Source organism: Brevibacterium aurantiacum (genome assembly GCF_900169065.1).
Lineage (GTDB): Bacteria > Actinomycetota > Actinomycetes > Actinomycetales > Brevibacteriaceae > Brevibacterium > Brevibacterium aurantiacum.
The window spans coordinates 38,216-63,158 of sequence record NZ_FXZB01000014.1 but is presented as its reverse complement, the minus strand read 5'-3'; the positions used below and the strand labels follow the sequence as shown (position 1 = coordinate 63,158).

Here is a 24,943-nt window from a genome sequence, read left to right as displayed (position 1 = left end):
TCGATAACCGATTACTTCACTCAATCGTGAGTCGTCGTGGTTATGCTGTCAATAGTCATCGAAGGAGAATTTTGGTCACCAGCGAATCAGCAGCACCTGAAGCGAAGGGCCCGGCCTCGGGCAGTCGTGCATTGGGAGGCCACGCGTCGGGCAGTCGCGCGTCGCTCCCAGCTCGACCTGAGACGGCCCCGACGCTGCGGGAGCACGCGCTCATCGTCATTCGCCATGCGATCACGACCGGTGACCTCGACGAGGACACGATCTATTCGGCGGCAGGACTGGCCAAGCAGCTGGGCATGTCCCTGAGCCCAGTCAGAGAGGCCATGATGTCTCTCGTCGCCGAGGGGACAGTCGAGGCCGTGCCCAACCGCGGATTCCGCCTGGTGCCGGTCACGCGAGAGGACCTGGAGGAGATCATCCGCATCCGCGCCCTGCTCGCCGGACCTGCGGTCGACGCGCTGTGTGCCCGGGCCAGTGAGGATCCGGCGGCGAGTGAGGCCGCCCTCGGCGATCTTCGCACGCACGCCGAGGCCGCTTTGGCAGCGGCGCACGAGGACGACACGATCGGCTTCATGACTGCCGATCGACTCTTCCACGAGCATCTGCTCGAGCACGGTCTTGGCCGCCGGGCAGCCGACATCAGTCTGCGGTTGCGTGACCAGTCGCGAGTCTTCGCGGCCCACTCGATCGCCGCCATCGTCGACGCTGAATCGGCACAGCAGATCGTCGACCTCGTCGGGCTCATCGAAGCCGGCCGGTCGGCCGAGGCGCAGGCCCTGGTCATCGACAATCTCTTCTACTTCAGGCGGACCGAGAACCTCTAGCTACCCACTGAGGTCGGGGAAGCGAACTGGACTGGGAGGTGCACGACGAAGCGGTCGCCCCCACGGATGGGAGCGACCGCCTCGGCGATGGTCAGGACTGTTCGGCGGTCCTGTTGCGACTGCGGATCACACCTTCACGACCGGGATCGGCATGGTGTCCGGATCGAGGTCCGGATTGTCATCCTGGGTGCGAACGAGCTCGACCGCTTCCTCGTGTGTAGCGACTGTCGGGAACGAACCGAGCAGCGGCCTGTGCGCCGATTCCTTCATCAGGAGCACCGCCACGAAGGCGATGACCGAGAAGAACATGATGTAGAACGCAGGCATGTACGAGTTGCCGGTGAGGTCGATGAGCGCCTGGCTGAACAGCGGCGTGGTGCCGCCGAACAGGGAGACGCCGATGTTGAAGCCGGCCGGCAGAGCCACCATGAACAGCGCGATGACGACGGCCCACATCTCGCCGATCTGCATGACTGCGAAGGCCGGGACCATCAGTACGATCGTCAGTCCTGCAGCGATGAGGAAGACCTTCTTGCGGCCGATCTTGTCGGAGAGACGTCCGATCAGCGGCAGGCACAGGGACATGACGACGAGCACCGGAATTGTGGCCACGGCCGCCTGGACGTTCGAGACCTTGACCGTCTCCTCGAGATACGTCGGCATGAAGCTTGTGAGGGCGTAGCCCACCGTCTGTGAACCGGCGACGATGGCGATGCCGATGAGGATCTCTTTCCAGAAGTGGCGGATGACGCCGATGAGGCCGTGGCGAGCGTACTTGTCGTCCTTGACCTTCACATCGAGGCCCTCGGCCACGTTGGCTTCGAAGCTGGGTGTCTCGGGGATCTTGAGTCGGAACCAGATGGCGACGGCACCGAGGGGGATCGCGATGAGGAACGGGATCCTCCAACCGCCGTCGACCATAGCGTTCTCTCCGGCGACGCTCGTGGAGATGACGGTGGTGATGGCGACGGTGCCTGCACCGGCTGCGAAGCCGAGGTAGGAGCCGACGTCGAGCCAGGAGGCCCAGAAGCCACGCGACTTGTCGGGGGCGAACTCGGAGACGTAGGTGGTCGCACCGGCGTAGTCGCCGCCGGTTGAGAATCCCTGGATCATCTTGAGCAGGTAGAGGGGAATGATCACCCACAGGCCGATCTGGGCCGCGGTGGGCAGGACGCCGATGAGCGCGGTAGCGGTGGCCATCGTGGCCATGGTGAAGAAGAGGACCTTCTGGCGACCGATCTTGTCACCCAGCGGCCCGAGGACCATGCCGCCGAGAGGACGGACGAGGAAGGAGACCGCGAAGCCGAACAGGGTGACGAGGAGACCCATCTGCCGGTCCATGCCTTCGGTGAAGACCGTGGTCATGGTGACTGCCAGGTAACCGTAGACGCCGAAGTCGAACCATTCCATGAAGTTGCCGACTGTGGTGCCGCCGATTGCGGTGCGAATGGATTTCTTCTCGATCACGATGCAGTGGTCGGCCTCTAAGTGTACTGACCGGACAAGTTGATCAATCGTGAGAAGGGCGGCTGGTTGCCGCAGGCCGTGTGCGGACGATGTTGGTTGTACTGGTGCAGCCAGGACTGCAGGGCGTCGCGGCGATCCTGCTCGCTGCGGTAGCAGCGGGCGTAGGCCCACCCGTCGGCCATGGTGCGGTGGAACCTCTCGACTTTCCCGTTGGTCTGCGGGCGGTAAGGCCGCGTTCGCTTCGGTGTGATCGAAAGTTCCTCGCAGGTGTCGCGCCACAGGAGGGAGCGGTACGCGCCGCCGTTGTCCGACAGGACGCGTTCGATGGTGACGCCGCGGTCGGCGAACCAGTTGACCGCCCGGTGCAGGACGGCGACGGCGGTGATGGCGGTCTCGTCGTCGTGAACTTCGGTGTACGCGACGCGGGAGTGGTCGTCGATGACGGTGTGCACGAACGCGTACCCCAGCTTGGGGTTGTGCCACTTGCTGCGGGGCTTGCCTGGGGTGGCGGAGCGGTTCTTGTCGCCTTGGCGGCGGCCGACATAGCGCCAGCCGCCTCCGTCGGGGATGTTCCCGAGCTTCTTCACATCCACGTGCACGAGCGACCCGGGGTAGTCATGCTCGTAACGGCGGACAGGTTCGCCTGTGGCGCGGTCTACGTATGCGAGCCGGTTCAGCCGGGCGGTCGTGAGGATTCGATGCACGGTGGACGGCGCGATTCCGAGCCTGCTCGCGAGTTGGACCGGCCCTTCGCGAAGTCGCAGGCGCAGGCTCACGCACCGCTTCGTCGTCGCCTTGCGCGTCTTGTGCGGCGAGGTCTTCGGTCGCGAGGACCGGTCGTGCATCGATTCGCCATTTGCGTAGCGGTCTACCCACCGCTTCACTGTCGGCCAGGACACCTGGAAGCGAGTGGCGACCTCGCTGATCGGCCAGCCGTCATCTACGACCAGGCAAGCGACTTTGAGGCGGTGGCGGGGAGTCAGAGCGGCATTTGCGTGGGACATGGGACTCCTTAGGACTGTCGGACGGTCAGCAGGGTTACCCTGCTGACCGTCCGAGATGAGGTTCAAAAAGGGGGAAACGTTATGCGACAGCGGTTCCTTCGAGCTCGACCATCTGGCCGGGGATCGCCAGGCGGGTGACGCCGAGCATCGTGGTAGTCGGGGCGACTCCTGCCGCCCCGAGCTTCCCGGCGAGCACGCCGTAGTGCGGGAACATCGCGTCCACGTCGGTGGTGTAGACGTTGAGGCGGACCAGGTTCTCCATCGACATACCGGCCTCGGCGAGCACGGCCTCGAGGTTCGCCACGGCCAGCGCGAGCTGGGCCTCGACGTCCCCGTCATGCTCGGGCCGACCATCCTTGCTCATCGCTGTCTGTCCCGAGATGTACAGCGTCCGTGTCTCCCCTGAGATGACTTCGCCCTGGTTGAAGCCCATCTCCTGCGACCACGTCACCGGATTTACTGCCGTGCGTTCCATTGCTGCTCCGTTCATTCGTTCCGCAGCGCCCGGCCGCCCTATGGCCGCCGTCCTCGACGCTGCGCTACTAGCCTCCCAACGAATCACGACACCTTGTGTCGTGTTTTCTGGTAAAGATTGATGCATGCGAGCAGACCGACTGGTCTCGCTGGTGCTCCTGCTACGCCAGCGAGGCCGAATAACCGCCGACCAGCTGGCCAGTGAGCTCGAAGTGTCCACGCGCACCGTGCTGCGCGACATCGACGCCCTCTCGACTGCGGGCGTCCCCGTTTACGCCGACCGTGGTCGACACGGCGGCTATTCACTCCTTCCCGGCTTCCGTACCGAACTGACCGGGCTGAACCATGACGAGGCACTCGCGCTGCTCACCGCCGGATCAGACCGCGGCGAGAAGGTCTTCGGCCTCAGCGCACCGCTAGCCTCGGCGATGCGCAAGGTCGTCGACGCGCTGCCCGAGGGGCACCAGGTGAGTCTCGGCGATGCGGCCAAACGGTTCCTCGTGGAGCCGGAGACCGACCTGCTCTCTCGCCGTGCCCCCACCGAAGACCTGGCCGACGGCGTCATGAGCGAGGTCCGAGCCGCGGTGCTCACCGGCCGCCGGCTGCGATTCAACTACGCGGCACCTGGTAAAGCACCGAGTCGTCGAACCGTCGATCCGATTGGACTGGTCACCGTCCGCGGGCGCACCTACCTGCTGGCGACGAGGTCTGGAGACGATCGGACTTACCGTCTGTCTCGGATGCTCAGCGCCGAAGCGCTCCCCGAACCAGCGCAACGCCCCGCGCAGGTCGATCTCGACCGCATCTGGGCCGAGCGCACCGCACAGTTCCTCTCCGAGAAACACATCCCCGTCGTCGTCCGCATCAAGACCTCACGTCGTGAGGAACTGCTGGAGAATGCCAGCGCTGTCCGGGCCGAGGAACCGGAGCCGGATGATTGGATCCGCCTCGACGTGACCTTCGAAGACCTGCGCCACGCGGTGTGGGCAGTGTGGCGGCTTGATACGGACGCCGAAGTACTAGCGCCAGAATCCGTCCGCGATGCGATGTACGTGCGTGCCGAAGCATTGACGGCACGTTATCGATCCCGACGATCCGTACCGACTAACGTGTCCGGTCAGTACATCTAAGCGCTTCTTCTTGAGTGCTTTCCGCTCCCTGCGGGGCAGCTTCGTCCCATCTGGAATCGGGTTTGCTTGGCCTTCTGACATCAGTGGTTCCTCGTTTCAGATGCAATTCGATTTTCTGACACCCAAAGAGCTCGGGAGTAATTAACTCGAGAGTTACGGGGTGATCGCTTTTCGACAATGCTGAACATCTGTACTCGATTAAACACCCATGTCAACAAATTTTGTGACCCAAATCACGATGAATTGTCTCGCGGTAAATATTCTGTGGGTTCGCTGAAGGCGACCGAAGTATTTACCGAAGAAGAACCTGTTCTTATTGGAGACTGCTCGGGGCACAGGGATTCGGGCGTGCGAACCGGAGATGAGTGGCAGTCGATGCCTCGGCTCGAGGCGCCGTCAGCTCAGATTGAAGTGCCGCCAGTTCAGCTCGAGATGGCGTCAGCTCAGTTCGTGGTGGCGGCTGTGCTCGAGGGGCCATCCTGCGTGGGATCAGGCTCCGACGGTGTGTCGGTATCTGATGGTGGCGGATCCGAGGGGCTCGGCTCCTCCGGCGGCGGTGTCGGCTCGGTGGGCTCCTCCGGCGGTTCCGTAGGCGCAGGGTCCTCCGGCGGCGAAGGCGATGGCTCCGGGGGTGTCTCAGGATCGTCGGGTGTTGATGGTGTCGGTTCTGAAGGCGATTCAGGCTCTGAACTGTCGGATTCCGATGGACCTGAGTCGCCCGGTTCATCTGCTGGGCGATCGTCGTTGCCGCTGTCTCTGCCGCCGTCGTCGCCGCCGGGAATGCTCTTGGCTGATGGGCCGCCGTCTGAGCGGTCGTCTTCGTGCCCCGGGTCTCGGCGTGACTTTTCGTTCCGGTCCCGGTCGGAGTCAGTAGACGACGATGTCTCTGAGCCCGATTTGCGATCGTGCTTGTCCGAGCTCGTGCCGCTGGGAGAACCGGAGCTGCTGCTCTTGTCGTCGTGCTCCGACGAGGAGTCGGCGGGTGAGACCTCAGTGCTCGCACTGCCAGAGCGGAGCCCGGTGTGCTCGTCGTGCTGTGGCACCAGGGCCACGCCGACAAGTGTCCCGAGGAGGCCGATGCATGCGGCGACCACGGGAATGAGAACGGGTTTCGGCATGCTGAAACGCGCTGCGGCAGGTGTCTGGGACGGACTCTGAACAGTTGCAGCGCCCAGTGTTGCAGTGGAAGCGCCTACTGCTTCGGCAGAGTCGGAATCTTCGGCTGCTCCGGAGTCGGTGTCGGCCCCAACCTCAGTATCGGCGACAGCCTCTGCAGCAGCCCCAGCTTCTGAATCGGAGTCGACCTCGGTGTCTGTTGACGCCTCAGGTTCCGGGGCTGATGCTGCTTCAGAGCCAGAGCCAGAGCCAGAGCCAGAGCCAGAGCCAGAGCCAGAGCCAGAAGCGGCGCCTGCGCCGGCTGCGACGGCGAGGCTCGCACCGGCGGCAGCTTCAGCTTTGGGCAGTTCGTCGGCAGATGTGTCGGCGGTCGACTTGTCGGCGGCTGTGGGTTCGGAGTTCGCGGGAGCCGAATCTGGACCTGCGAGAGCTGACTCTGGGACCACAGGTGCTGGTTCGGGAACTGTCTGTGCCAGGGTGTCGGAGAGGCGCTCGATGACGATAGGCGAGGTCAGCAGTGCGGGGATGAGCGCGCCACGGTGGTCGGCGGTTGTCTCGCTGTCCACAGGGCGGACTTTCTGCCACTCGTCCTGCAGTTTTCGGCGTGCACGAGCGGACAGCCGCTCGACGGCGGGTGCGCTGATATTCAGTTGTTCGGCCACAGCCTCGGGTGAGAGCCGTTCGACCTCGTGCAGCCACAGGATCCGCTGCCAGTTGTCGGGCAGGTTCGACAGTGCCTGCGAGAGCAATGCAGGCACTGGAGCCTCAGCCTCAGTCTCAGCCTCAGCCTCAGCTGGAGCATCGTCGTGTGACTCCTGACCACGCGGTGGCGTCGAGCTCGCGAGGTTTTCGTCGCTTGCGGAGTCGACCTCCGAATCGACGGGGGAGCCCACTGCTGAATCGATCTCGACATCCACCATGGGCTGGAGTCCCTCGGCTGTGTCGGCGGATCCGTTGAGCAGGGACCTGAGCACATTGAGGAATGCATCATCGGCGACCTGTCGAGCCTGCGCAGGAGGCAGGGACGATGTTGCTCTGGCCACGGCGTCATCGCGGTAGCGTCGGTAGATCTCGGAATAGGCGCCGGCGGTTCCGAGGTCGATGAGTGAGAGGAGCTCGTTCTCCGTGAAATCGGCGAGTTCTTCCCCTGGCTGGTGTACGTCCACGTCCATCCGGTCCTGAATCAATCGGCAGCGTCAGTCGGTCTGCGGCTCGTCATTGCAGACTGCCTCAGACACAGCAGTGAGGACAGGGGAAGGGCATTCTGTGAGAGATCTATCCTCAGCGGCGACTGTAGCCGACAAGAAGGCTTTGTGCATTCAGTATCGTTATTTGAACAATCAACCAGTCTGCCAGGCCCGGTCGAAGCCCGTCGGGCACGGCGACAGCCGTCAGGCCCGACGGCAGCAGTCAGTCCTTGAGGACGCGGAACGTGCTCAGGGTCGCATCGACGCCGCCGCGGACGTGTCCCGATGGGCTGGCAGCGACGGCCTGTAGGAACTCGACGGTCTCTGCAGTGATCCTCTCACCGGGGAGGACATTCGGGATTCCGGGTGGGTACGCGGCCAGCGAGCTGACGCTGGTCCGTCCGATCGCCTCGGCGGCGGGGACGAGTTCGGATTCTGCGAAGTAGGCATCGCGCGGCAGGGCAACCAACTCTCCGGCGTTCGGCAGCGCGGGGATGCCCGAGGCTCTCGTCGCAGACTCGGCCGTACCTGCACCGGGCGTCCCGGAGTTCTCGGCACGGATCTGGTCGAGTGCGTCGAAGAGTCGGCCGAGGTCGGGGGACTTGCCGATGCCGATGAGGGCGACGATCGTCGTGGCCGTCGCCATCTCGGCGAAGATGTCGAACTCCTCGGTCAGGCGCTTGCGCACGGCATGGCCGTCGAGTCCCGTCGAGGTGATGTCGATGGGCAGGCGGAAGGGGTCGATGTCGACGACGTCGGCATGGTTCATGAAGTCTCCGGACAGCAGATGATAGTGCTCGGAGCCCTCGATCCGGGCACGGATCTGGCGGATGTTGTCCAGCGAATCGGCAATCGCATCCTGGGAGTTCACAAGGTCGCGGCGGGCAATGTCGATCGATGCCATGAGGTGGGCGTTCTCGCTGGTCGAGGCCGTCATCATGAAGGCACGGGCCAGGGCCGGTTCGAGCCTGTTCGCGAATTCGGTGTCGCCGAGGTGGAGCAGGGCCGACTGGGTGAATGAGCCGGCGAGCTTGTGTGTACTCATGATGACGATATCGGCGCCCAGGGTCACGGGGGACTCCGGCAGGTCGGGGTGGAAGCCGAAGTGGGCGCCCCATGCGGCATCGATGATGAGGGCGGCACCGGCTTCGTGGGCGACCTCGGCCAGAGCGCTGACGTCGGCGACTGCACCGAAGTAGCTGGGGGTCACCAGGTAGACGGCAGAGACCTTCTCAGGGTGAGCGGCGATGGCATGGCGCAGCGAATCCGGGGTGACTCCATGGGCGATGCCGTTGACCTCGTCGACGTTGGGGGAGACGAAGCCGGGGTTGAGGCCAGCCAACACGATGCCGTCGATGAAGCTCGAATGGGCGCTGCGCTGGGTGACGACGCCCGTGCCCAGGGTGCCGATCGCCAGCGCTGCCATGCGGTTGCCCTGCGAGGAGCCGTTGGTGAGGAACCAGGTGCGCCGCGCGCCCCAGGCCTCGGCGGCCAGCTGCAGGGCTTCGTCCTTCGGGGTGTCGACGCCGAGGTCGATGCCGTCGAAGAGCGGGGGGATGTCCAGGGAGAGGGTGTGCTCGCCGAAGAACTCGGCCTGACCTGCGGAGATTCCCGTGGTGGTGCCGCCGTGTCCGGGGGTGGACAGGAACAGCGAGTCACGCTTGGCCGCCGCCTGCAGCGCATCGGCATAGGGCGCGTAGGTCTTCGCAGTTCCCGGGAATGCCGAATGATCTGAGGCGGAGGTCATGGGGGAGTCTTGATGCACGGTCATGAATCCAGGTTAGGGAGTGACCCCTTGCCGGGAGAATACCAAGTTTCCTAAACTGATGAATACACACTATTGAGCTTGTGGTCGGAGGATCATGGAAACTCTGGATACCCGTGGACTCTCAGCCCTGCGCGCGATCGCCGAGTCCGGTTCGGTTGCCGCCGCGGCGACCACGCTGGGGTGGAGCCAACCCACCGTCAACCATCACCTGCGCAATCTGGAGAGGGCACTGGGCTCGACCTTGATCGAGAAGAGCCCGCGGGGATCGCAGCCGACAGTGGTCGGCGGCCTTGTCGTCTCCCGTGCTGTGGAGATCCTGGGACTGTGCGACCGCCTCGGCGCCGAGGTGGCTCTGTGGCGTGAAGATCAGGCGGTTCCGGTTCGCATCGGGGCCGTTCCCACGGTCGGTGCCCGGGTGATCCCAAAGCTGCACAACCAGCTGCAGAAGCGTGCGCGCTGGCAGACCCCTGACGAGATGGCCACTGTTCTTCCCGCACCTGCTGATATGACGGCCGCGGCACTCGATGTGACCATGGATGAGCATGCGAAGCTCGTCGCCAGGCTGGAATCCGGAGACCTCGACCTGGCGCTGCTCGTCTCCACCGACATCGACAAGACGTGGATCCCGTCGACACTGAAGGCCAAGCACCTGTATTCGGAGCAGCTCTTCTTGTGCGTGCCGAAGTCCGTCGGTCCGGTCTCCTTCGATGCTCACGGGATGCCCGATCTCACGGCCTTGGTGTCCCAGACCTGGGCGTTCAGCATCGATCCCGGAGATGCCATCGACGAGGTAGTTCGGTCGTTCTGTGTGGCCGCCGGCTTTGAGCCGCGGGTGGGCATGCGGATGGATGACTACGCCGCGATCATCCGGATGATCGCGGCCGGGTTGGCGGTCGCAGTGATCCCTGATTCCTCGGTCCCCGAGGACCCGACGGTCGAAGTCATCCCGATGCCGATGGACGCCTGCCGCCGCGACGTCCTCCTCGTATCCCGCGCACGGTCGGGGGAGTCGACCGCGAAGGTCTCACGGCACGACCCGATCATCGCCGCCCATCATGCCGCCGTCGCCGAGGTGGTCGCTGACGTGGGAACCGTCACCGCGCAATGGCGGTGACGCAACGGATGCAACGACGGTGATGCGCTGGTGGTGACTGCTCAGTGCGGGTTCCAAGCGTCTTCGATTGCGACCTTCTCGGTCACCTCGGCGGGCAATGTCTTCGAGGCCAGAGCCTCGATGGTCACCTGCTCGAGGACATCGCGGAGGGCGAAGCGGGCCGCGATCCACACCTGTTGGAGGGATTCGGCGGCATCGTCGTACTCGACGGCCTCAGGTCGCTGGCCGTAGATGGAGACCAGCGGTCCGTCGACGGCGCGGATGACATCGGCGATGGTGGTTGCGCTCGCGGGCTTCGTCAGTGTCCAGCCGCCGGACTTGCCGCGGACCGAGGCCACGATCTCGACTCGGCGCAGGTCGGCGAGGATGGCCTGGAGAAATCCCTTGGGGATGTTCTGTCGCTTTCCGAGCTCATCGGCGCTGATGGGGCCGCCGTCGCTGACGTTGGCGATCTCGATCAGGGCCCGCAGGGCATAGTCGGATTTCGTGGTGACCCGCATGCCGTCATAGTAACAGCGGGCTCACCGGCACCCCTGCGAACCGGCACCCCGGCTTGAGCCGGGGAACCGGCCGTCTGCGGTGCTCAGCTTCCGGTGGTGACTTCGGCGCCCACCTCGGCGAGGGGTTCGGTCTGACGGGTGCGGCGCTCAAGGCGAACCGCATGCACGATGAGTGCGATCCAGGCTGCTGCGAGGGCGATGAGGGTGATGGTGACCGTGGTCGACGATGCTCCGAGGGCCAGGGCGATCGTGCGTGCGTTGGTGAGGATGATGATGCCGCCGGCGGCGATCGCCAGCACCCGGGCGGGCAGGATCTTGACCAGCCAGGCGGCGATGGGTGCGGCGATGACACCGCCGACCAGAAGCGCCCCGGCGATCGACCATTCGATTCCTGAAGAGCCCAGCGCGAAGAGGAACCCGAGCGAGCCGCCGACCGCGACGACGAATTCGCTGGTGTCGATCGACCCGACGACCTTGCGTGGTTCCAGTCGCCCCGATGACAGGAGAGTGGTGGTCCCGACCGGGCCCCAACCGCCTCCGCCGATGGAGTCCAGGGCACCGCCGACAAGTCCCATGGGAACGAGCAGCTTCACTCCGGGCCGGCCCTTGAACTCGGGGCGTCGACCGCCGAGGGCGAGGAAGCGCCAGATCACATAGATTCCGAGGGCCAGCAGGATGCCCGAGATCCACGGTGTGGCCGCATCACCGTTGAGGCTGGTGAGGAAGGTGGCTCCGGCGAAGGCACCGACGAAGCCGGGGATCGCGAGGATCGAGACCGTCTTCCAGTCGACGTTGCCGAACTTGTGGTGGGAGATGCCGGAGACCAAAGACGTGCCGATCTCAGAGAAGTGCACCGCCGCCGATGCTGTGGCCGGCGCGATCCCGGCCGCGAGCAGCAGGGTCGTCGACGTCACTCCATAGGCCATGCCGAGGGAGCCGTCGATGAGCTGGGCAAGAAGCCCGACGAATCCGAGGACGATGAGCTGGCGCATAGTGGTGACCTTTCAGCAAGCTGAAGATTGTTGAGCAATTCGTTCGCTGCCAACAATACCCACTAAGTCGATCCGATTACTAGACTATGAATTTCTGTGACGTTTCTGGACTCTCTGAGTCATGTGAATGCGAACGGTCGGCAACTTCTCCTCGAATCTGAGTCCGATTTCAAGGAGCAGTTGCCGACCGTTGAGCCTAAGCTGATTGTTGAGCTTTACCCCGCTGCTGGTGACATCTCCTTGACGGTCGGCAGTTCGCACGTGCTGTTCGCCTTCTGTTTGTATCCGGAGAGGAATTCGCCGAGGCGGTTGATCGACTCATCCAGGACCTCAACCGAGGGCAGGGTGACGAGTCGGAAATGATCGGGACTCGACCAGTTGAAGGCGGTGCCGTGGGAGACGAGGATCTTCTGTTCGCGCAACAGGTCGAGGGCGAACTGTTCGTCATCGGTGATGTTGAATTTGTCGACATCGAGCTTCGCGAACATGTAGAGGGCACCGCTGGCTCGGTGCGCGGAGACACCGTCGATGGAGTTCAGCCCCTCATGCGCGAGGTTCATCTGCGCACCGAGGCGACCCTGCGGAAGGACCAGGTCCCCGATCGACTGCTTGCCGCCGAGTGCCGCCTGGATTGCGTGCTGGGCGGGAACGTTGGCGCACATGCGCATATTGGCCAGGAGTTTGATGCCCTCGAGGTAGCTCTTGGCCTCGGACAGCGGTCCGGTGATGGCCAGCCAGCCGGCGCGGTAGCCGGCGATCCGGTAGGCCTTCGACAGTCCCGAGTAGGTCAGGCACAGGACATCGTCACCGGTCAGGGTAGCCATATTGACCATCTCGACGTCGTCGTAGGTGATCTTCTCGTAGATCTCGTCGGCGAAGATGATGAGGTCGTGGCGGCGTGCGATGTCGACGATCTTCTTCAGAGTCTCGCGTGAGTAGACCGCACCCGTCGGGTTGTTCGGATTGATGACGACGATGCCGCGGGTGTTCTCGGTGATCTTCGATTCGAGATCCTCGAGGTCGGGCTGCCAGGCGGTGGCTTCGTCGCACAGGTAGTGCTTGGGGGTGCCGCCGGCCAGGGCGACCGATGCCGTCCACAGGGGATAGTCGGGGCTGGGGACGAGGATCTCGTCGCCGGGATTGCACAGGGCCTGCAGGGACAGGGTGATGAGTTCGCTGACTCCGTTGCCCAGGAACACCTCGGGGGTGTCCAGATTGTGGATGCCTCTGGTCTCGTAGTACTGGACGACGGCGCGGCGACCGGAGAGGATTCCACGGGAATCCGAGTACCCCTGAGCCACGGGCAGCTGTTTGACCATGTCGTGGACGATCGCCTCGGGGGCTTCGAATCCGAAAGGTGCAGGGTTGCCGATGTTGAGCTTGAGGATGGTGTGGCCCTTGGCCTCCATCGCCTCGGCCTCTTCGAGGACGGGTCCCCGAATGTCATAGAGGACATTGGCCAATTTCGACGACTGCCTGTACATGTGTACCTTTCGCTGAGACGTTTGCTATTCCCACGCTATGACCCTCGCCGAGGTGGTTCTGACCAAACAGAGGCCCGTTTCGTGAACCTTTGCCTCGGTTTTCGGATTGTTTCCCAGACCTTTGGTATCACGGGTCACTTGACGTGGGCCAATATCGGGAGTCTTATTCTTCATATGACGAGCAACGCGATCGAGGCTCGAGGGCTGACGATTCGACGCGGGCGAACGACCGTGATCGACAGTCTCGACCTGACCCTGCCGCGCGGTGCCATCGTCGGACTGCTCGGGCCCAGCGGCAGCGGCAAGACGACGCTCATGCGCGCCATCGTCGGTGTCCAGATCGTCAGCGGCGGAACCGTCAAAGTGCTCGGCGAGCCCGCAGGCTCGGCACCTCTGCGCCACAAAGTCGGATATATGACGCAGTTGGCCAGCATCTACGATGACCTCTCGGTGCGCGCGAACCTGGCCTACTTCGCCCGGGTGCAGGGCGTGGCGAAGTCCGATGTCGAGCGCGTCATCGAGCGCACCGATCTGAGAGGCCAGGCCGATCAGCTTGCCCGCACGCTCTCCGGCGGGCAGGCCAATCGTGTGTCGCTGGCGGCGGCGATGCTCGGGTCGCCGGAGCTGTTGGTCCTCGATGAGCCCACGGTCGGGCTCGATCCGGTCCTGCGTTCCGAGCTCTGGGCCATCTTTCGCCGCATCGCAGACGATGGGGCGACGCTGCTCGTCTCGAGTCACGTCATGGATGAGGCCACTCGGTGTGACCGGCTGCTGCTGATGCGTGAGGGCGCGGTGATCGCCGATACGACTCCGAGCGAGCTGCTCGAGAACACGCGGGCCGCCTCGGCGGAGGAAGCATTTCTGCGCATCATCGAGGCCGACACTGCTAAGAGGGATTCTGTCTCGAAGAGACTGTTGGCGACGAGCCCGCCGTCGCAGGGCAGGCGAGGCGCGAAGGGGACGAAGAGATGACTCCTTCGCGCACCTTGGCCACGGCAGGGCGTGTGCTGCTCCAGATCCGCAACGACCCGCGCACGATCGCACTGCTGCTCGTCGTGCCCAGCCTGCTCATCGGCCTTGTGGCCTGGATCTTCGACGAGACGGATGTCTTCGACAGGATCGGCCCAGCGATGCTCGCGCTGTTCCCCTTCATCGTGATGTTCCTCGTCACGAGCATCAGCACACTGAGAGAGCGGCGCAGCGGCACCCTCGAACGTCTGCTGTCGATGCCCTTGGGCCGCGGCGACTTCATCCTCGGATATACCGTGGCCTTCGGTCTGCTGGCGGTGGTGCAGACGGCGATCGCGGTGGGCTTCGCCACGGTGGTGTGCGGACTGGAGATCGAAGAGTCGATCGTGCTGCTCTTCGTCGTCGCCATTGCGGATGCACTGCTCGGTACGGCGCTCGGGCTGCTCGCCAGCGCATTCGCGCGCACCGAGTTCCAGGTCGTGCAGTTCATGCCGCTGCTCGTGTTCCCGCAGATTCTGCTGGGCGGCATCTTCCTTCCCCGCGATCAGCTGCCGGACGTGCTCGAGGTGATCGGTGACTGGCTGCCACTGTCACATGCGATCGACGCTCTGACTGCGGTGTCGACCGGCAGTGAAGACACGGCCTATATCTGGGTGCGCATCCTCTTCATCGGCTGTTGGATCGTCGGCGCCGTCATCGTCGGTTCCCTGACGCTGCGCCGCAGGACGCCATAGAGCTCAGGCCACCTGACGGTCGCTGCTCAGCATCCCGAAGATGAGGGTGTCTGACCACTCGCCCTTAGTCCACCAATCTTGGCGCAGATGAGCCTCCTGGTGCATGCCGATGCGTGTGGCCAGCTTCGCCGAGGCGGTGTTCCGGGCATCCATCTGAGCGATGACCCGATGGAGACCGTAGTGATCGAATGCGACGTTGAGCATGGCCGTGGCCGCTTCCGAAGCGAAGCCATGACCACCGGCAGCCGGATTGAGCACCCAGCCGATCTCGGCCTTGTCTGCTGATTCGCCGTTGAGCCAGATGCCGAGGTCGCCGATGATGACTGACCCTTCGATATCGTCGAGTCCATCCTTGGTCTCAATGACCAGCGAGAGCGCACGTGACTCGGTATCCAAACCGGTCTTCGGAATGCGCTTGGAAATTTCCGTCCGTGACTCCTCGGCGGTCCAAGGATCGCAGAGGAGGAACCGCGCCACATCCTCACGGGAGTAGATCGGAAGCAGCGCCTCGGCGTCGGACTCCCGATACGCGCGCAGGATGAGTCGATCGGTGGTCAGCGGCAGAGTCAACTCTGGAAGGGTCATATGACAACGCAATCACGACTGGATGCCGCGCACAAGGGGGAAGACTTCAGCCGAACTCGCGGTTGGAACGGGTACGTCTCCGGCTGGCCTGGACGGCAAAGACTCCGGCAAGCAGAAGCGCTGCTGCCACGAGAAGTGCGGCAAACACGCTCGCGCCAGTGCGCGGGAGGTCTCCACCGGGGTCGTCGGAGTCTCCCGCATCTGCGGAGCCCTCGACCTGATCGGAACCTTGAGAGTTTTTGGAGCCTCCGGAGCCATCTCCTTTGTCGGAGCTGTCTGATTCTGCAGATCGCTCGGAACCGGCTGAGGTGTCAGCGTTGTCGTTTGCCGAATCGTCGGCGCCCGAAGTGGCGTCGGCCGTGGACGAGTCGTCGGTCCCAGCATCTTCGTCGCTGGAAGCATCGCTGGGATCTGTGGGAGAAGCTGTGGGAGTGGGAGATGACGTAGGGGGCGGGGAAGCGCCCGGCTCCTCCTGCGCAGTCACAATGATGCGAAAGCGCGATCGTTCGCGTTGGGTGTCGTTGGTCGCAGATTCCGGAAGATGAACGCCGATTGTCACCGTGGCTTTGTCATCTGAGGGCAGATCGCCGAGCCAAACCGGGGCCCCTGACTTGAGAACTTGACCCAGTGGAACTGTGACTGATTCACCCAATCCATCCAGGACGAGTTCAGACTCGTCCACGAGCGGATCGTTTGTGGACAGCTGTTCTAAACGGATACCTGTCCTGACAGGCTCGCCCGTGTTCTGGGAGACGATGAGCTTCTCCTCAGTCGTGCCACCTGGAACGAGAGTGGTCTCGGCAAACATGCTCTTAGGGGCAGTGCCGTCGGGGAGGGTGACGGTGAGCTGGCCTTGCGGAGAAGCTGAGACGGGGGAAGCGGCAACCAGGACAAATAGGGCGAGTATCAGCGCGAAGACTGAGGTGATGCCCGGTCGTGTCGCGAGAGGCCTCATCGGAGTACAACCTCGGCGACCATGTCATCGCTCGGGGCAGTCGAGCCCCACCACTCCATGACGACCCACTGGACTTGCCTGCCATCGGTCGACGTCGGTCGTTGGCCTTGGGCGAATGGGGGCCGCCGGGCTCCTGAGTAGCTCGTCATCCGGACATTGCGAGGATTGTTCGGAGACAAGTCGCCGGAGTCATTCCAATAACTCTGACCCGAGTATTCGACAGAATTCGAAGGAGCACCTGCTCCACCGGTGTCGTTCTTGAACGCCTGTTGAAAGCTCGGAACCTCTTTGATATTGATAACGCATAAGTGCGTAAGGCAGTCAGGGTCGGCAGAGAGGTCGGTTTTGGTGCGATTGGACGACAAAATCCATGTATAGAGTTGTCGGTCGCTACCGGTCAGATGTTGGAGCCAGCCGGTGAGCCGAGATGTTCCACGAACGTGGAGTTTTGCCAATTCCAGGCCAAATCCACGTGTGGGGTCGAGCCGTTGTCCGGCGAATCCAGCACTTTTCTCTGACAGCCAGTACGGAGTTGCACTACCTGTTGCTCGCCATCCGGTCACTTTGATGGATGAATTCGTTGACTGACTCGTCGCGTCGCATGACCATAGCCGCACACTGAGGTCGCGAGATCCGGCTGTACCTGCACCGCTTCCATCGGTGGGTGCAAACTCTCCATTCGTGTTGACGACAGGCACGATGATGAATCCAGGGTTGGCGGAGAAGGGGTTCTCGGTGCCCTCCTTGGCGTCTGAATAGCGAGGGAATTCCTTGAGGCGGTAGACGTTTGGATGCTGTTTCGGGTTAGGCACCGAGCACCATCGCCCCGTACCGCCGGAGGTCTTGCTCGCAGTGACTTTGTCCGTGAGATACGCAGTCGTGAAACCGATCGGGAACAACAATACGAGTGCAGAGAGTACAGCGACGACTATCCAGATGCGCTTTGTGCGACCGGCGGAGTTCTGATGTTTCACGGTTGGCCAACCTGCGAAAGGCTTGCGGAATTCTCCATGGTGAAGATCTTCTGAGCATCAGTAGTCGCGCTGCGATGCTTGATCAGCTCGACAGCGACATCAACCTTTTGACCCTGCGAATTCGTGACGGTTGCAGGCATCGAGAGTGTGAGTTCGATGGTCGCTTTCTTACCTGGAGCCAATTTGTCACCGAGTTTGACGGTGTGCTGGAAGCCGGATGCCGTGAATGCGCTGCTCGGGATTTCAGTCGTTGTGGCGCCCACCTTGGTTGTCGCCTTGAGATACGGCCGGATCGCCGCGTAGTCGGTGGCATTGGATACTGACCCGTTGATTTTGAGCGCGACGTTCGCAGTGACTGCTGACTTGGAAGAGTTTGTCACTGTGTACGTCCAGCGTTGTCCTTGTGCGCCCGGGATGATTCCCTTGCTGTTATCACCCGGGAAGATGCCCGCACTTGCGCCCTCGCCCATCGCCACAGACGCTGGGTCGGACTGCGTGATTTCTGCTGCTAATGTCCCAGCAGTGATTGTTGTCTTTTCAGACTTCGCGGAGTCCGACCATGCTGCATATGTCGCATTGCCGCCGAGGAGCAGAGCGCCCGCAGTCGCGGCTGCAGCGGCAGCAAACACGGCACGGCGTGCGGACATGCGCAATCTCCTCGAAAGCTAAATGATGAAAAGGTACAAATCACCGAGGTGGGGCGTATCGGTACTCGCGCCCACCTCGGTGACGGCAGGATCAGTTGCCTGGAACCTGAGTGAGCTTGTAGTCGACCGCGAAATTGAGCGATCCGAGCTTCGCCGGGTTGTACTGGCCCTCGGTGCCCCACGGGAACTTGACCGTCGTGGTGACCTCGACGTTTCCGGTTCCTTCGCCGGTCAACTTGCCGTTGTCGAAGGAAAGGTCGCCCGTCGCTCCCGAGATGTCGGTAGCGGCGAGATCCTCTTTTTCGAGTGCCGCCGCGAGAGCGGTGTCGGCGTCTGCTCCGTTGGCGGTGACATCGATAGCGCCGTCGAACTGGGCCGCGATGTTTTCACCTTCGAGGGTGACGGGGATGTTCTGGGCATAGGTGAGGATGTCGCCGGGGACGATCTGGTCGGACTCGGGGTTGAATGCGACAGGGGCAGTGGCAGTGCCGGAGCCGTCACCAGCGTGGCTGATCTCCCAGCCACCGCCGGCCGGCGTGCCGAGGTCGAGGGTGCCTGCAGTGATCACTCCGTCGCCTCCGTCCGCTTCGTCGGTCCAGAATGCGACGGTGCCTGCACCGCCGACGAGGAGTGCGACGCCGATGCCGCCTGCGATGAGTGCCTTTGTGGATTTCTTCAATGTCAGTCCTGAGGGTGAGAGTGCGAAAAGGAGTGATAGTCGCTGTGAGCGGCCCACACTTCTAAGGACAGGCGTTGTCCACAGCTACTACTAAAATGGTAACTAATATCAAGCGGGCCAGCAATGTAGTTTTGAACACATTGGAATTAATGTCGACCGCGCTTCGACTGGACCGTTTCGTCAGAATCCCTTGTGTCAGCAGAGTTCTTCTTTCGACCTAAAGCACTGCTGATCAGCACAATTAACGCATATGCGATGAGTCCAATTCCCAGGACGGTGGCAATTCCCTCGCGTGCCCCCATCGGAACGAGCTGTCCCAGGTATCCGACCAGAGGCACGTGATAGGACACCACTCCCCGGATCTGCTCCGGTCGCACCGGCTCAGGGTCGGGGGAGGTGTTCGCGTCTCCCTGCGTCTTGAACCTTGTCTGCCCGTCGATGTTGTCGACACCGACGACTCGGTGAGTGACGGTCAGCGGTTCCCCGGATTTCAGCTGATACGTGACGACATCGCGGAATGCAACTGTGCCAGGACTGACCTTTTTGGAGACGACGACCGAGCCAGTGGGGATGGTGGGCTCCATCGACCCGGAAACGACCGTGTAAGGTTCCGCGCCGATGATTCTGGGGACGAGAACCGTAAGAACGATGATCAGAGCGAAGATGCCAGCGACGATCCATGCGAGAGACTGCAATCCGACGCTCAGAGATCTTCGCCACGTGCTGCGCGATGCCTTCGCTTCGGCATGGGGGTGCTCTTTGCGACTGCGCTCGGATGGTGCTTCCGCCACTGCTGTCAGCCCTCCACGTTAAATGTTTCACCACAGTTGCCATCTAGTCTGCCAGGTGTCGAAAGGAATCGTTCGCGAATGTAGTGACAAATGGCGTCATCAGGTGCGCCTGTATCTTCTTGATCTGACGTCATGAACTCAAAGTTGAGTAATCAAAATAGCGGATCAGCGCAGGTGACAATGCCTCCAACGGTATTTATCCACTACCTGAGGCGGGGTCCCGGCGCTGCCTGCATCGTCTGCGACTTCGGTTGGCTGCAGTCACGCACAACTGCTGGAGAAGCTCAGCCTTTCGACCTGCTCAGCGCCTGCTTCCACGACACCTTCGGACCCGACTGCAGGATGGAGCGTTCGAAGATCCGGGTCGCCAGCAGCAGAGCCAGAATCGTGGTGACTGCCAGGATGAGCAGCGATACCAACGGCTCCCACCATTCGATCGTGCCGAGGAAGACGCGCATCGGGACCGCGACCGCTGCGGAGAACGGTATGTAGGACATCACAGCCATCACGGCCTCGTTGGACGAGAAGAGGATGACCGCCATATAGGGCAGGAAGATGAGCATCATGATCGGGCTGGACGTCGAGCCCAGATCTTCCGTCCGAGAGACCATCGATGCGGCCGCTGCATAGAGGGAAGCAATCATGACGAAGCCGACGATGAAGAGTGGAATGAACCAGGCGATCGGCTCCGTGACCTTGCCGAGGACCAGATCGTTTCCGCTGATGGCGGCGCCGATGAGGACGGAGAGCGCGGTCAGTCCGATCTGTGCGAAGGCGAGGAGGGAACACGCAAGAACCTTGCCGAACATCAGCACCTTCGCCGAGGTGGAGGCCAGCAGGATCTCGACGATCCGGGACTGCTTCTCCTCCACCACAGAGGAGGCGATGGTCGTTCCGAAGGTCACCGCCGACATGAAGAACACAAGGCCGAGGCCCAGTCCGATCATGTAGGTCAGGCCCGGATCCGGGGCGTCGGGGTCGAGGAGTTCGACAGTCGGGACCTGGCTGAGCTCGCCGGTCAGCGACTCGGGTGCGGAGCGTTCGGCGATGACGGTGACACCGACCGGGGACGCCGGGTCATCGACGACAGCAGCCGTGACGTCTTCCGACTTCACAAGTTCCTTCGCCTCATCGACGCTGTCCACGGAGACGAGTTCGATCCCGTCGATTCCTTCGACAGCCTGTGCCCCCGCCGAGGTGACCGCCACTTTGTCCGTGGAGGAGAACAGTGAGGGCAGCGACCCTGACACCGCGACGAGTGCACCGAAGAGGACGATGCTCAGCAAGGTCGAGACCATGAACGCCTTCGACTTGATGCGGACCATGATCTCGCGTTCGATGACGAGGCCGATGGCGGTGGTGAAGCTGGCGCGCGGTGTCTGCGCTGTCGTCGCCAGCCCGGACTTCTTGGAGACGTTGGTGTCGAGCGAGTTCGAATCCTGTTGGATGCTCATGCCTGCGTGACCTCCTGGAAGAGACGGTTGAGGGCGACGGTGTGCGGGGCGAAGGACTTCACGGAGGACACGGTGATGGCCTGGTGCAGGACCGCCTCGGCGATGTCCGGATTCGGTGCGGCGAAGCGCACCCAGTTGCCGTCGAACTCGACGACGGTGATGTCGGGGATCTCGCGCACCCAGCCCATGTCCGTATCGGTCTGCAGTATCCACTCAGGGGTGCTGCGCTGACTGCGCAGCTCATCGGCGGTGCCGTTGGCGACGAGCCGGCCGCCGTCGATGATGACGAGGTCGTCGACGAGACGCTCGACCAGGTCGAGCTGGTGACTGGAGAAGAGGACGGGTGCACCGGTGTCGGCGAAGTCCTTGAGTACCTCGAGGGTGCGTTCGACGGCGACCGGGTCGAGTCCGGAGAAAGGCTCGTCGAGCACGAGGGCGCGCGGGCGGTGGATGAGCGCGGCAGCGATCTGGACCTTCTGCTGGTTGCCCAGGCTGACGGCCTCGAGGTTGTCGCTGGGTTTGCCGTTGAGGTCGAGCTGCTCGAGGAGTTCGAGGCCACGTCGACGGGCGGAATGGCGGCTGAGGCCGTGGAAGCGGGCGAGGTAGATGAGCTGATCGATGATCGGCATCTTCGGGTAGAGGCCGCGCTCCTCGGGCATGTAGCCTATCGCGCTGCGGTGCGCGGGAGTGATGGTCTCGCCGTCGACGGTGATGCTCCCGGAGTCCGCGGCGAGCACGCCGAGGATGATGCGCATGGTCGTCGTCTTGCCGGAGCCGTTGGAACCGACGAACCCGGTCATCCGCCCCGAGCCGATGGAGAAGGACAGGTCGTGAAGAACCTGTTTGTCGCCGAAACTGCGAGAAATTGAGTCCAAGGTGATCATGACTCAAACCTATGCGGTGCCTCGGCGATGCGAATCCGTCGTTCGGGCTATTTCGGCATCGGCAGTGTGGGGGAGGTCGAATTCTGACCCTGGGAAGAAGTCTGACACTGGGAATGAGACCTTTCACCTCCCGACGATCCCGTTCTCGTAGGCGAAGATGACGACGTGAATACGGTCGCGGATGTCGAGCTTGGTCAGCAGGTTGGAGACATGCGTCTTGACGGTGGCCTCGCCGACGAAGAGCGTGCCTGCGATCTCCGAGTTGCTCAGCCCCTTGGCTACGAGGTGGAGGACCTCGAGTTCTCGGTCGGTGAGGAGTTCCAATTCGGGAGCCGCCGAGGTGGTGGCTTCGGGGGAGCGCACGGAGCGTTCGATGACGCGTCGGGTCACCTCGGGGGAGAGGAGCCCATCGCCGGCCGCCAGTGCGGTGACTGCGTCGATGAGCTGTTCCGCCTCGGCGGTCTTGAGCAGGAACCCGCTGGCACCGGCGGCCAATGCCTGGAACAGGAAATCGTCCCGGTCGAAGGTGGTGAGCATGAGGACTGCTCCGGCCGCGCCGCGGCGTACGATCTCCGCGGTGGATTCGAGCCCGTCCATGACCGGCATCTGGACGTCCATGCAGATCACGTCCGGTGCGAGGTCGAGTGCGCGGTCGATCGCGACCTGACCGTTCTCAGCCTCGCCGACGACGATGATACCGTCCTCGCTTTCGAGGATCGTGCGGAAACCGGTGCGGACCATCGCCTGGTCATCGACGAGGAGGACTCTGATCACTGTTCGGCCTTTGCTGTGGGGATCATGGTGGAGGTGTCCGGGGCTGGCTCCTTGGTCTTCGGGGCAGGCTCCTCGGCGTCCGCGACATTCCGCGGGTAGGGAATCTGTGCTCGCACGAGCCAACCGCCGCGGGACTTCGGGCCGGCTTCCAGACTGCCGCCCAGGGCGCTCATCCGTTCGCGCATGCCGATGATGCCCAGGCCCAGTCCCGACTGCTTCGTGGGAGCCTCGGTTTCGGGGTGCGGTTCGTCGTGATGCGCACCGAGCGCGCGGGAGTCGCTGATCTCGATTTCGAGGTTGGCGGTGCCGTATCGCAGACGCACATCAACCTCGGCGTGCGAACCCGCATAACGACGGCAGTTGGTCAGGGATTCCTGAATCACCCGGTAGACCGACATCTCCGTGATCGGCGTCAGCGGTCGCGGCTGCCCGATCGTGTGAACCTCGATCTGCTGCCCGGATCTGCTGGCAACGTCGATGAGTTCGGGAACGTCGCCGAGGCTGGGGTTGCCCTTCGTGTTCCCCTCCGCGGTGTTCGCGTCGTCCGTGTCGCGCAGGGTGTAGACGAGGGCGCGCAGTTCCTCGACGGTTTCGCGAGTGGAGGATTCGATGGTCTTCAGCGACTCCCGAGCCTTGTCGGGGTTCTTCTCGAGGCTGCGGCGGGCGGCCGCGGCGTGGATGCCGACTCCGGTGATGTGGTGGGCGATGCCATCGTGGAGCTCGCGAGCGATGCGCACCCGCTCGAGGTCGAGCGCCTGACTGGTCAGCTGCCTCTCCTGTGAGCGGACCTCCTCATTGGCAGAGCGCAGCTCCTCGAGCAGCCGACGCTGCTTCCAGGCTCGGTTGCCGAAGAGCCAGGCCCCGCCGAAGAACGCGATGTTGATGAGGAACGAGACCCCGGAGGCGGCTGCGAACTGAAGCACCGTCATGTCGCCCATCTCCTTGAACTGGAGGGCCGTTGACACGATCAGGTAAACGAAGATTCCGACGCAGAGGAGGAGGCGTGAGATGAATGCCGCTTTGCGATTGCTCTGCCAGGCGCCTACGGCGTAGACCCCCATGAAGATGATGATCTGGGTGCCCCCGGGTTCCATGACCTCGAGAACCTGTGCAGTGACGAAGATCGTGGTCTGGATCCAGGCCATCTGACTGGGAAAACGCCGACGCCAGATGAGCGGCAAAGTGACGACAACCGACATCAGGCAGATCAGCCACAAAGGTCCCTTGAACGGCCAGTAGGACGTCGTGTTGTACAGAATCGCGAAGACCACCGAAGCGGCCGCCAGGGCAAGCACCAGATACACGTCGCCCTTGGTGGGCTTCAGCGATTCGGAGTTCTCTGCCATCCTTCCAGCTTAGCCAGGGGATCGGCGGCACGGTATCCGCCGAAGTGGGGATCTGGTTGGTGCAGTCTCCGGCTGAGGGTGGAGGCGGAGGCGTGAGAATTTGGCAGGATTCGCCGTATCGACGTCTGCCTGCCCTGGGTAGGTTCGGATCCATACCGGGACGGATCGGTCGATGAGGATGAGGATAAGGCGTGGGTATGAACAAGGAGACGAAGGTGTCCACGGATGCAGCGGCGGGAGTGACTGTGGCTGTGGTGGGTGCGCGGGGGAAGACCGGTCGAGCGATCGTATCGGCACTAGCTGCCCGGGGAGTGCCCGCCGTTCCTGTCGGTCGAGGCGAAATGGCGGATCTTGGTGCGGTGCTGAAGGGATGTCGAGCTGCCTATCTCATGGCGCCGAACCTCCATCCGAATGAGCTGGACTTCATCTCTGTACTGCTCGGGGCTTGCCGCGAGGCGGGAGTGGAACGGGTCGTCTACCATTCGGTGGCAGCACCCCATGCTCCCGATATGCCACACCACGTGGCCAAGGCTGCAGCGGAAGACCTGGTGCGGCGGAGCGGACTGCAGTGGTCGATTCTCCAACCGTGCGCATATATCGATAACCTCCTGCCGGGCCTGCGAGAACAGAAACCGCACATTGCTGTGCCATACAACGTCGACACCCGATTCGGACTGATCAGTCTCGCCGATGTCGGCGAGGTCGCTGCTGAAGTGCTGCTTGATGAGGCTCATATCGGGGCGACCTATGAACTCGGTGGGCCCGAACTTCTGACTGTTCGCGACGTTGCCGCTGCGGCCGAGCAGGTGCTGGGTCGAACGGTTGAACTCGAGGTTTCAACTCCGAAGCGCTGGTCGCTTGCCCACAGGAATTCTGTCGCTGACTCGACGTCTGACACGAGCTTTGACCTGCGCGAGATCGAATGGTTGGAGGCAATGTTCTCCTACTACGACAACCACGGGCTGTCGTGCGGAGCGCTTCCAGCGCAGGCCATCCTGAGCCGCCCGACGCGATCTGTCCAAGAGGTGCTGCGAACGGAGCTGTCGCAATTGGAGACATTTACCAACGGCTCGTGAGTTGTTTGGCATCTT

24 protein-coding genes are annotated in these 24,943 nt (G+C 62.9%); 6 read left to right on the top strand and 18 right to left on the bottom strand.

Annotation, left to right across the window (positions count from 1 at the left end; all coding sequences use genetic code 11):
• Positions 1 to 71: 71 nt before the first annotated feature.
• Positions 72 to 824, top strand: coding sequence for a GntR family transcriptional regulator (locus BAUR9175_RS11025; RefSeq protein WP_226824089.1), 753 nt, complete (start codon positions 72 to 74; stop codon positions 822 to 824).
• Positions 825 to 950: 126 nt separating this feature from the next.
• On the opposite strand, the gene BAUR9175_RS11020 is transcribed toward BAUR9175_RS11025, so the two are convergent.
• From BAUR9175_RS11020 to BAUR9175_RS11010, 3 genes are all read right to left on the bottom strand, one after another.
• Positions 951 to 2,291, bottom strand: a complete 1,341-nt coding sequence (locus BAUR9175_RS11020) for an MFS transporter (protein ID WP_257944318.1) — start codon at positions 2,289 to 2,291, stop codon at positions 951 to 953.
• A 17-nt stretch (positions 2,292 to 2,308) separates the two neighbouring features.
• Positions 2,309 to 3,295 (bottom strand): IS481 family transposase, encoded by a 987-nt coding sequence (locus BAUR9175_RS11015; protein WP_101583789.1) that lies wholly within the window; start codon positions 3,293 to 3,295, stop codon positions 2,309 to 2,311.
• A gap of 79 nt (positions 3,296 to 3,374) precedes the next feature.
• On the bottom strand, positions 3,375 to 3,770 hold the full coding sequence (locus tag BAUR9175_RS11010; RefSeq protein WP_012832594.1) for a RidA family protein: 396 nt from the start codon (positions 3,768 to 3,770) through the stop codon (positions 3,375 to 3,377).
• A 124-nt stretch (positions 3,771 to 3,894) separates the two neighbouring features.
• Here BAUR9175_RS11010 and BAUR9175_RS11005 point away from each other — a divergent pair, with 124 nt between their 5' ends.
• Positions 3,895 to 4,899: a helix-turn-helix transcriptional regulator gene (locus BAUR9175_RS11005; RefSeq protein ID WP_101583749.1), complete on the top strand. Its 1,005-nt coding sequence runs from the start codon at positions 3,895 to 3,897 to the stop codon at positions 4,897 to 4,899.
• Between the two features lie 443 nt (positions 4,900 to 5,342).
• Here the strand turns inward: BAUR9175_RS11005 and BAUR9175_RS11000 are convergent, their stop codons facing one another.
• Both BAUR9175_RS11000 and BAUR9175_RS10995 read right to left on the bottom strand, forming a co-directional pair.
• Positions 5,343 to 7,187, bottom strand: a complete 1,845-nt coding sequence (locus tag BAUR9175_RS11000; protein ID WP_101583747.1) for an RNA polymerase sigma factor — start codon at positions 7,185 to 7,187, stop codon at positions 5,343 to 5,345.
• A 238-nt stretch (positions 7,188 to 7,425) separates the two neighbouring features.
• Positions 7,426 to 8,973 (bottom strand): aminotransferase class I/II-fold pyridoxal phosphate-dependent enzyme, encoded by a 1,548-nt coding sequence (locus BAUR9175_RS10995; RefSeq protein WP_226829854.1) that lies wholly within the window; start codon positions 8,971 to 8,973, stop codon positions 7,426 to 7,428.
• A gap of 91 nt (positions 8,974 to 9,064) precedes the next feature.
• Between BAUR9175_RS10995 and BAUR9175_RS10990 the strand changes: the two genes are divergently transcribed.
• Entirely contained in the window at positions 9,065 to 10,084 is a 1,020-nt protein-coding gene (locus tag BAUR9175_RS10990) for a LysR family transcriptional regulator (protein ID WP_101583746.1), read from the top strand.
• 41 nt (positions 10,085 to 10,125) lie between these two features.
• Here the strand turns inward: BAUR9175_RS10990 and BAUR9175_RS10985 are convergent, their stop codons facing one another.
• From BAUR9175_RS10985 to BAUR9175_RS10975, 3 genes are all read right to left on the bottom strand, one after another.
• The gene (locus BAUR9175_RS10985; RefSeq protein ID WP_069601130.1) at positions 10,126 to 10,584 is read right to left on the bottom strand and encodes an RrF2 family transcriptional regulator; all 459 of its coding nucleotides are present in this window, start codon (positions 10,582 to 10,584) and stop codon (positions 10,126 to 10,128) included.
• Positions 10,585 to 10,667: 83 nt separating this feature from the next.
• Positions 10,668 to 11,576 carry a sulfite exporter TauE/SafE family protein gene (locus BAUR9175_RS10980; RefSeq protein WP_101583744.1) on the bottom strand — a complete coding sequence of 303 codons (909 nt, stop codon included), beginning with the start codon at positions 11,574 to 11,576 and terminating at the stop codon, positions 10,668 to 10,670.
• 215 nt (positions 11,577 to 11,791) lie between these two features.
• Positions 11,792 to 13,060, bottom strand: coding sequence for a pyridoxal phosphate-dependent aminotransferase (locus tag BAUR9175_RS10975; RefSeq protein ID WP_101583743.1), 1,269 nt, complete (start codon positions 13,058 to 13,060; stop codon positions 11,792 to 11,794).
• Between the two features lie 174 nt (positions 13,061 to 13,234).
• Between BAUR9175_RS10975 and BAUR9175_RS10970 the strand changes: the two genes are divergently transcribed.
• Together BAUR9175_RS10970 and BAUR9175_RS10965 are read left to right on the top strand one after the other, a co-directional pair.
• Positions 13,235 to 14,032, top strand: a complete 798-nt coding sequence (locus BAUR9175_RS10970) for an ABC transporter ATP-binding protein (protein ID WP_101583741.1) — start codon at positions 13,235 to 13,237, stop codon at positions 14,030 to 14,032.
• A complete protein-coding gene (locus BAUR9175_RS10965; RefSeq protein WP_069601127.1) occupies positions 14,029 to 14,763 on the top strand; it encodes an ABC transporter permease in 735 nt (244 codons plus the stop codon). The genes BAUR9175_RS10970 and BAUR9175_RS10965 overlap by 4 nt, the downstream gene beginning before the upstream one ends.
• Positions 14,764 to 14,766: 3 nt before the next feature.
• Here BAUR9175_RS10965 and BAUR9175_RS10960 read toward each other — a convergent pair whose 3' ends face one another.
• The 10 genes from BAUR9175_RS10960 to BAUR9175_RS10920 form a co-directional block, all read right to left on the bottom strand.
• Positions 14,767 to 15,348 (bottom strand): GNAT family N-acetyltransferase, encoded by a 582-nt coding sequence (locus BAUR9175_RS10960; protein ID WP_101583740.1) that lies wholly within the window; start codon positions 15,346 to 15,348, stop codon positions 14,767 to 14,769.
• A 46-nt stretch (positions 15,349 to 15,394) separates the two neighbouring features.
• Positions 15,395 to 16,303: a hypothetical protein gene (locus tag BAUR9175_RS10955; RefSeq protein WP_101583738.1), complete on the bottom strand. Its 909-nt coding sequence runs from the start codon at positions 16,301 to 16,303 to the stop codon at positions 15,395 to 15,397.
• Positions 16,300 to 17,277, bottom strand: coding sequence for a hypothetical protein (locus tag BAUR9175_RS19175; RefSeq protein WP_141322679.1), 978 nt, complete (start codon positions 17,275 to 17,277; stop codon positions 16,300 to 16,302). Before BAUR9175_RS19175 ends, BAUR9175_RS10955 begins: the two co-directional genes overlap by 4 nt.
• Entirely contained in the window at positions 17,274 to 17,924 is a 651-nt protein-coding gene (locus tag BAUR9175_RS10950; protein ID WP_101583736.1) for a SipW-dependent-type signal peptide-containing protein, read from the bottom strand. Before BAUR9175_RS10950 ends, BAUR9175_RS19175 begins: the two co-directional genes overlap by 4 nt.
• A gap of 91 nt (positions 17,925 to 18,015) precedes the next feature.
• The gene (locus tag BAUR9175_RS10945; protein WP_180959232.1) at positions 18,016 to 18,603 is read right to left on the bottom strand and encodes an alternate-type signal peptide domain-containing protein; all 588 of its coding nucleotides are present in this window, start codon (positions 18,601 to 18,603) and stop codon (positions 18,016 to 18,018) included.
• Positions 18,604 to 18,749: 146 nt separating this feature from the next.
• Positions 18,750 to 19,394 carry a signal peptidase I gene (locus tag BAUR9175_RS10940; RefSeq protein ID WP_180959231.1) on the bottom strand — a complete coding sequence of 215 codons (645 nt, stop codon included), beginning with the start codon at positions 19,392 to 19,394 and terminating at the stop codon, positions 18,750 to 18,752.
• A gap of 284 nt (positions 19,395 to 19,678) precedes the next feature.
• A complete protein-coding gene (locus BAUR9175_RS10935) occupies positions 19,679 to 20,848 on the bottom strand; it encodes an ABC transporter permease (protein WP_101583731.1) in 1,170 nt (389 codons plus the stop codon).
• A complete protein-coding gene (locus BAUR9175_RS10930) occupies positions 20,845 to 21,732 on the bottom strand; it encodes an ABC transporter ATP-binding protein (RefSeq protein WP_101583729.1) in 888 nt (295 codons plus the stop codon). The genes BAUR9175_RS10935 and BAUR9175_RS10930 overlap by 4 nt, the downstream gene beginning before the upstream one ends.
• A 123-nt stretch (positions 21,733 to 21,855) precedes the next feature.
• Positions 21,856 to 22,506, bottom strand: a complete 651-nt coding sequence (locus tag BAUR9175_RS10925) for a response regulator (RefSeq protein ID WP_096146112.1) — start codon at positions 22,504 to 22,506, stop codon at positions 21,856 to 21,858.
• Positions 22,503 to 23,852, bottom strand: coding sequence for a sensor histidine kinase (locus BAUR9175_RS10920; protein ID WP_101583727.1), 1,350 nt, complete (start codon positions 23,850 to 23,852; stop codon positions 22,503 to 22,505). Before BAUR9175_RS10920 ends, BAUR9175_RS10925 begins: the two co-directional genes overlap by 4 nt.
• Before the next feature lie 197 nt (positions 23,853 to 24,049).
• On the opposite strand from BAUR9175_RS10920, the gene BAUR9175_RS10915 reads away from it, so the two are divergent.
• A complete protein-coding gene (locus tag BAUR9175_RS10915) occupies positions 24,050 to 24,928 on the top strand; it encodes an SDR family oxidoreductase (RefSeq protein WP_101583725.1) in 879 nt (292 codons plus the stop codon).
• Positions 24,929 to 24,943 lie beyond the last annotated feature (15 nt).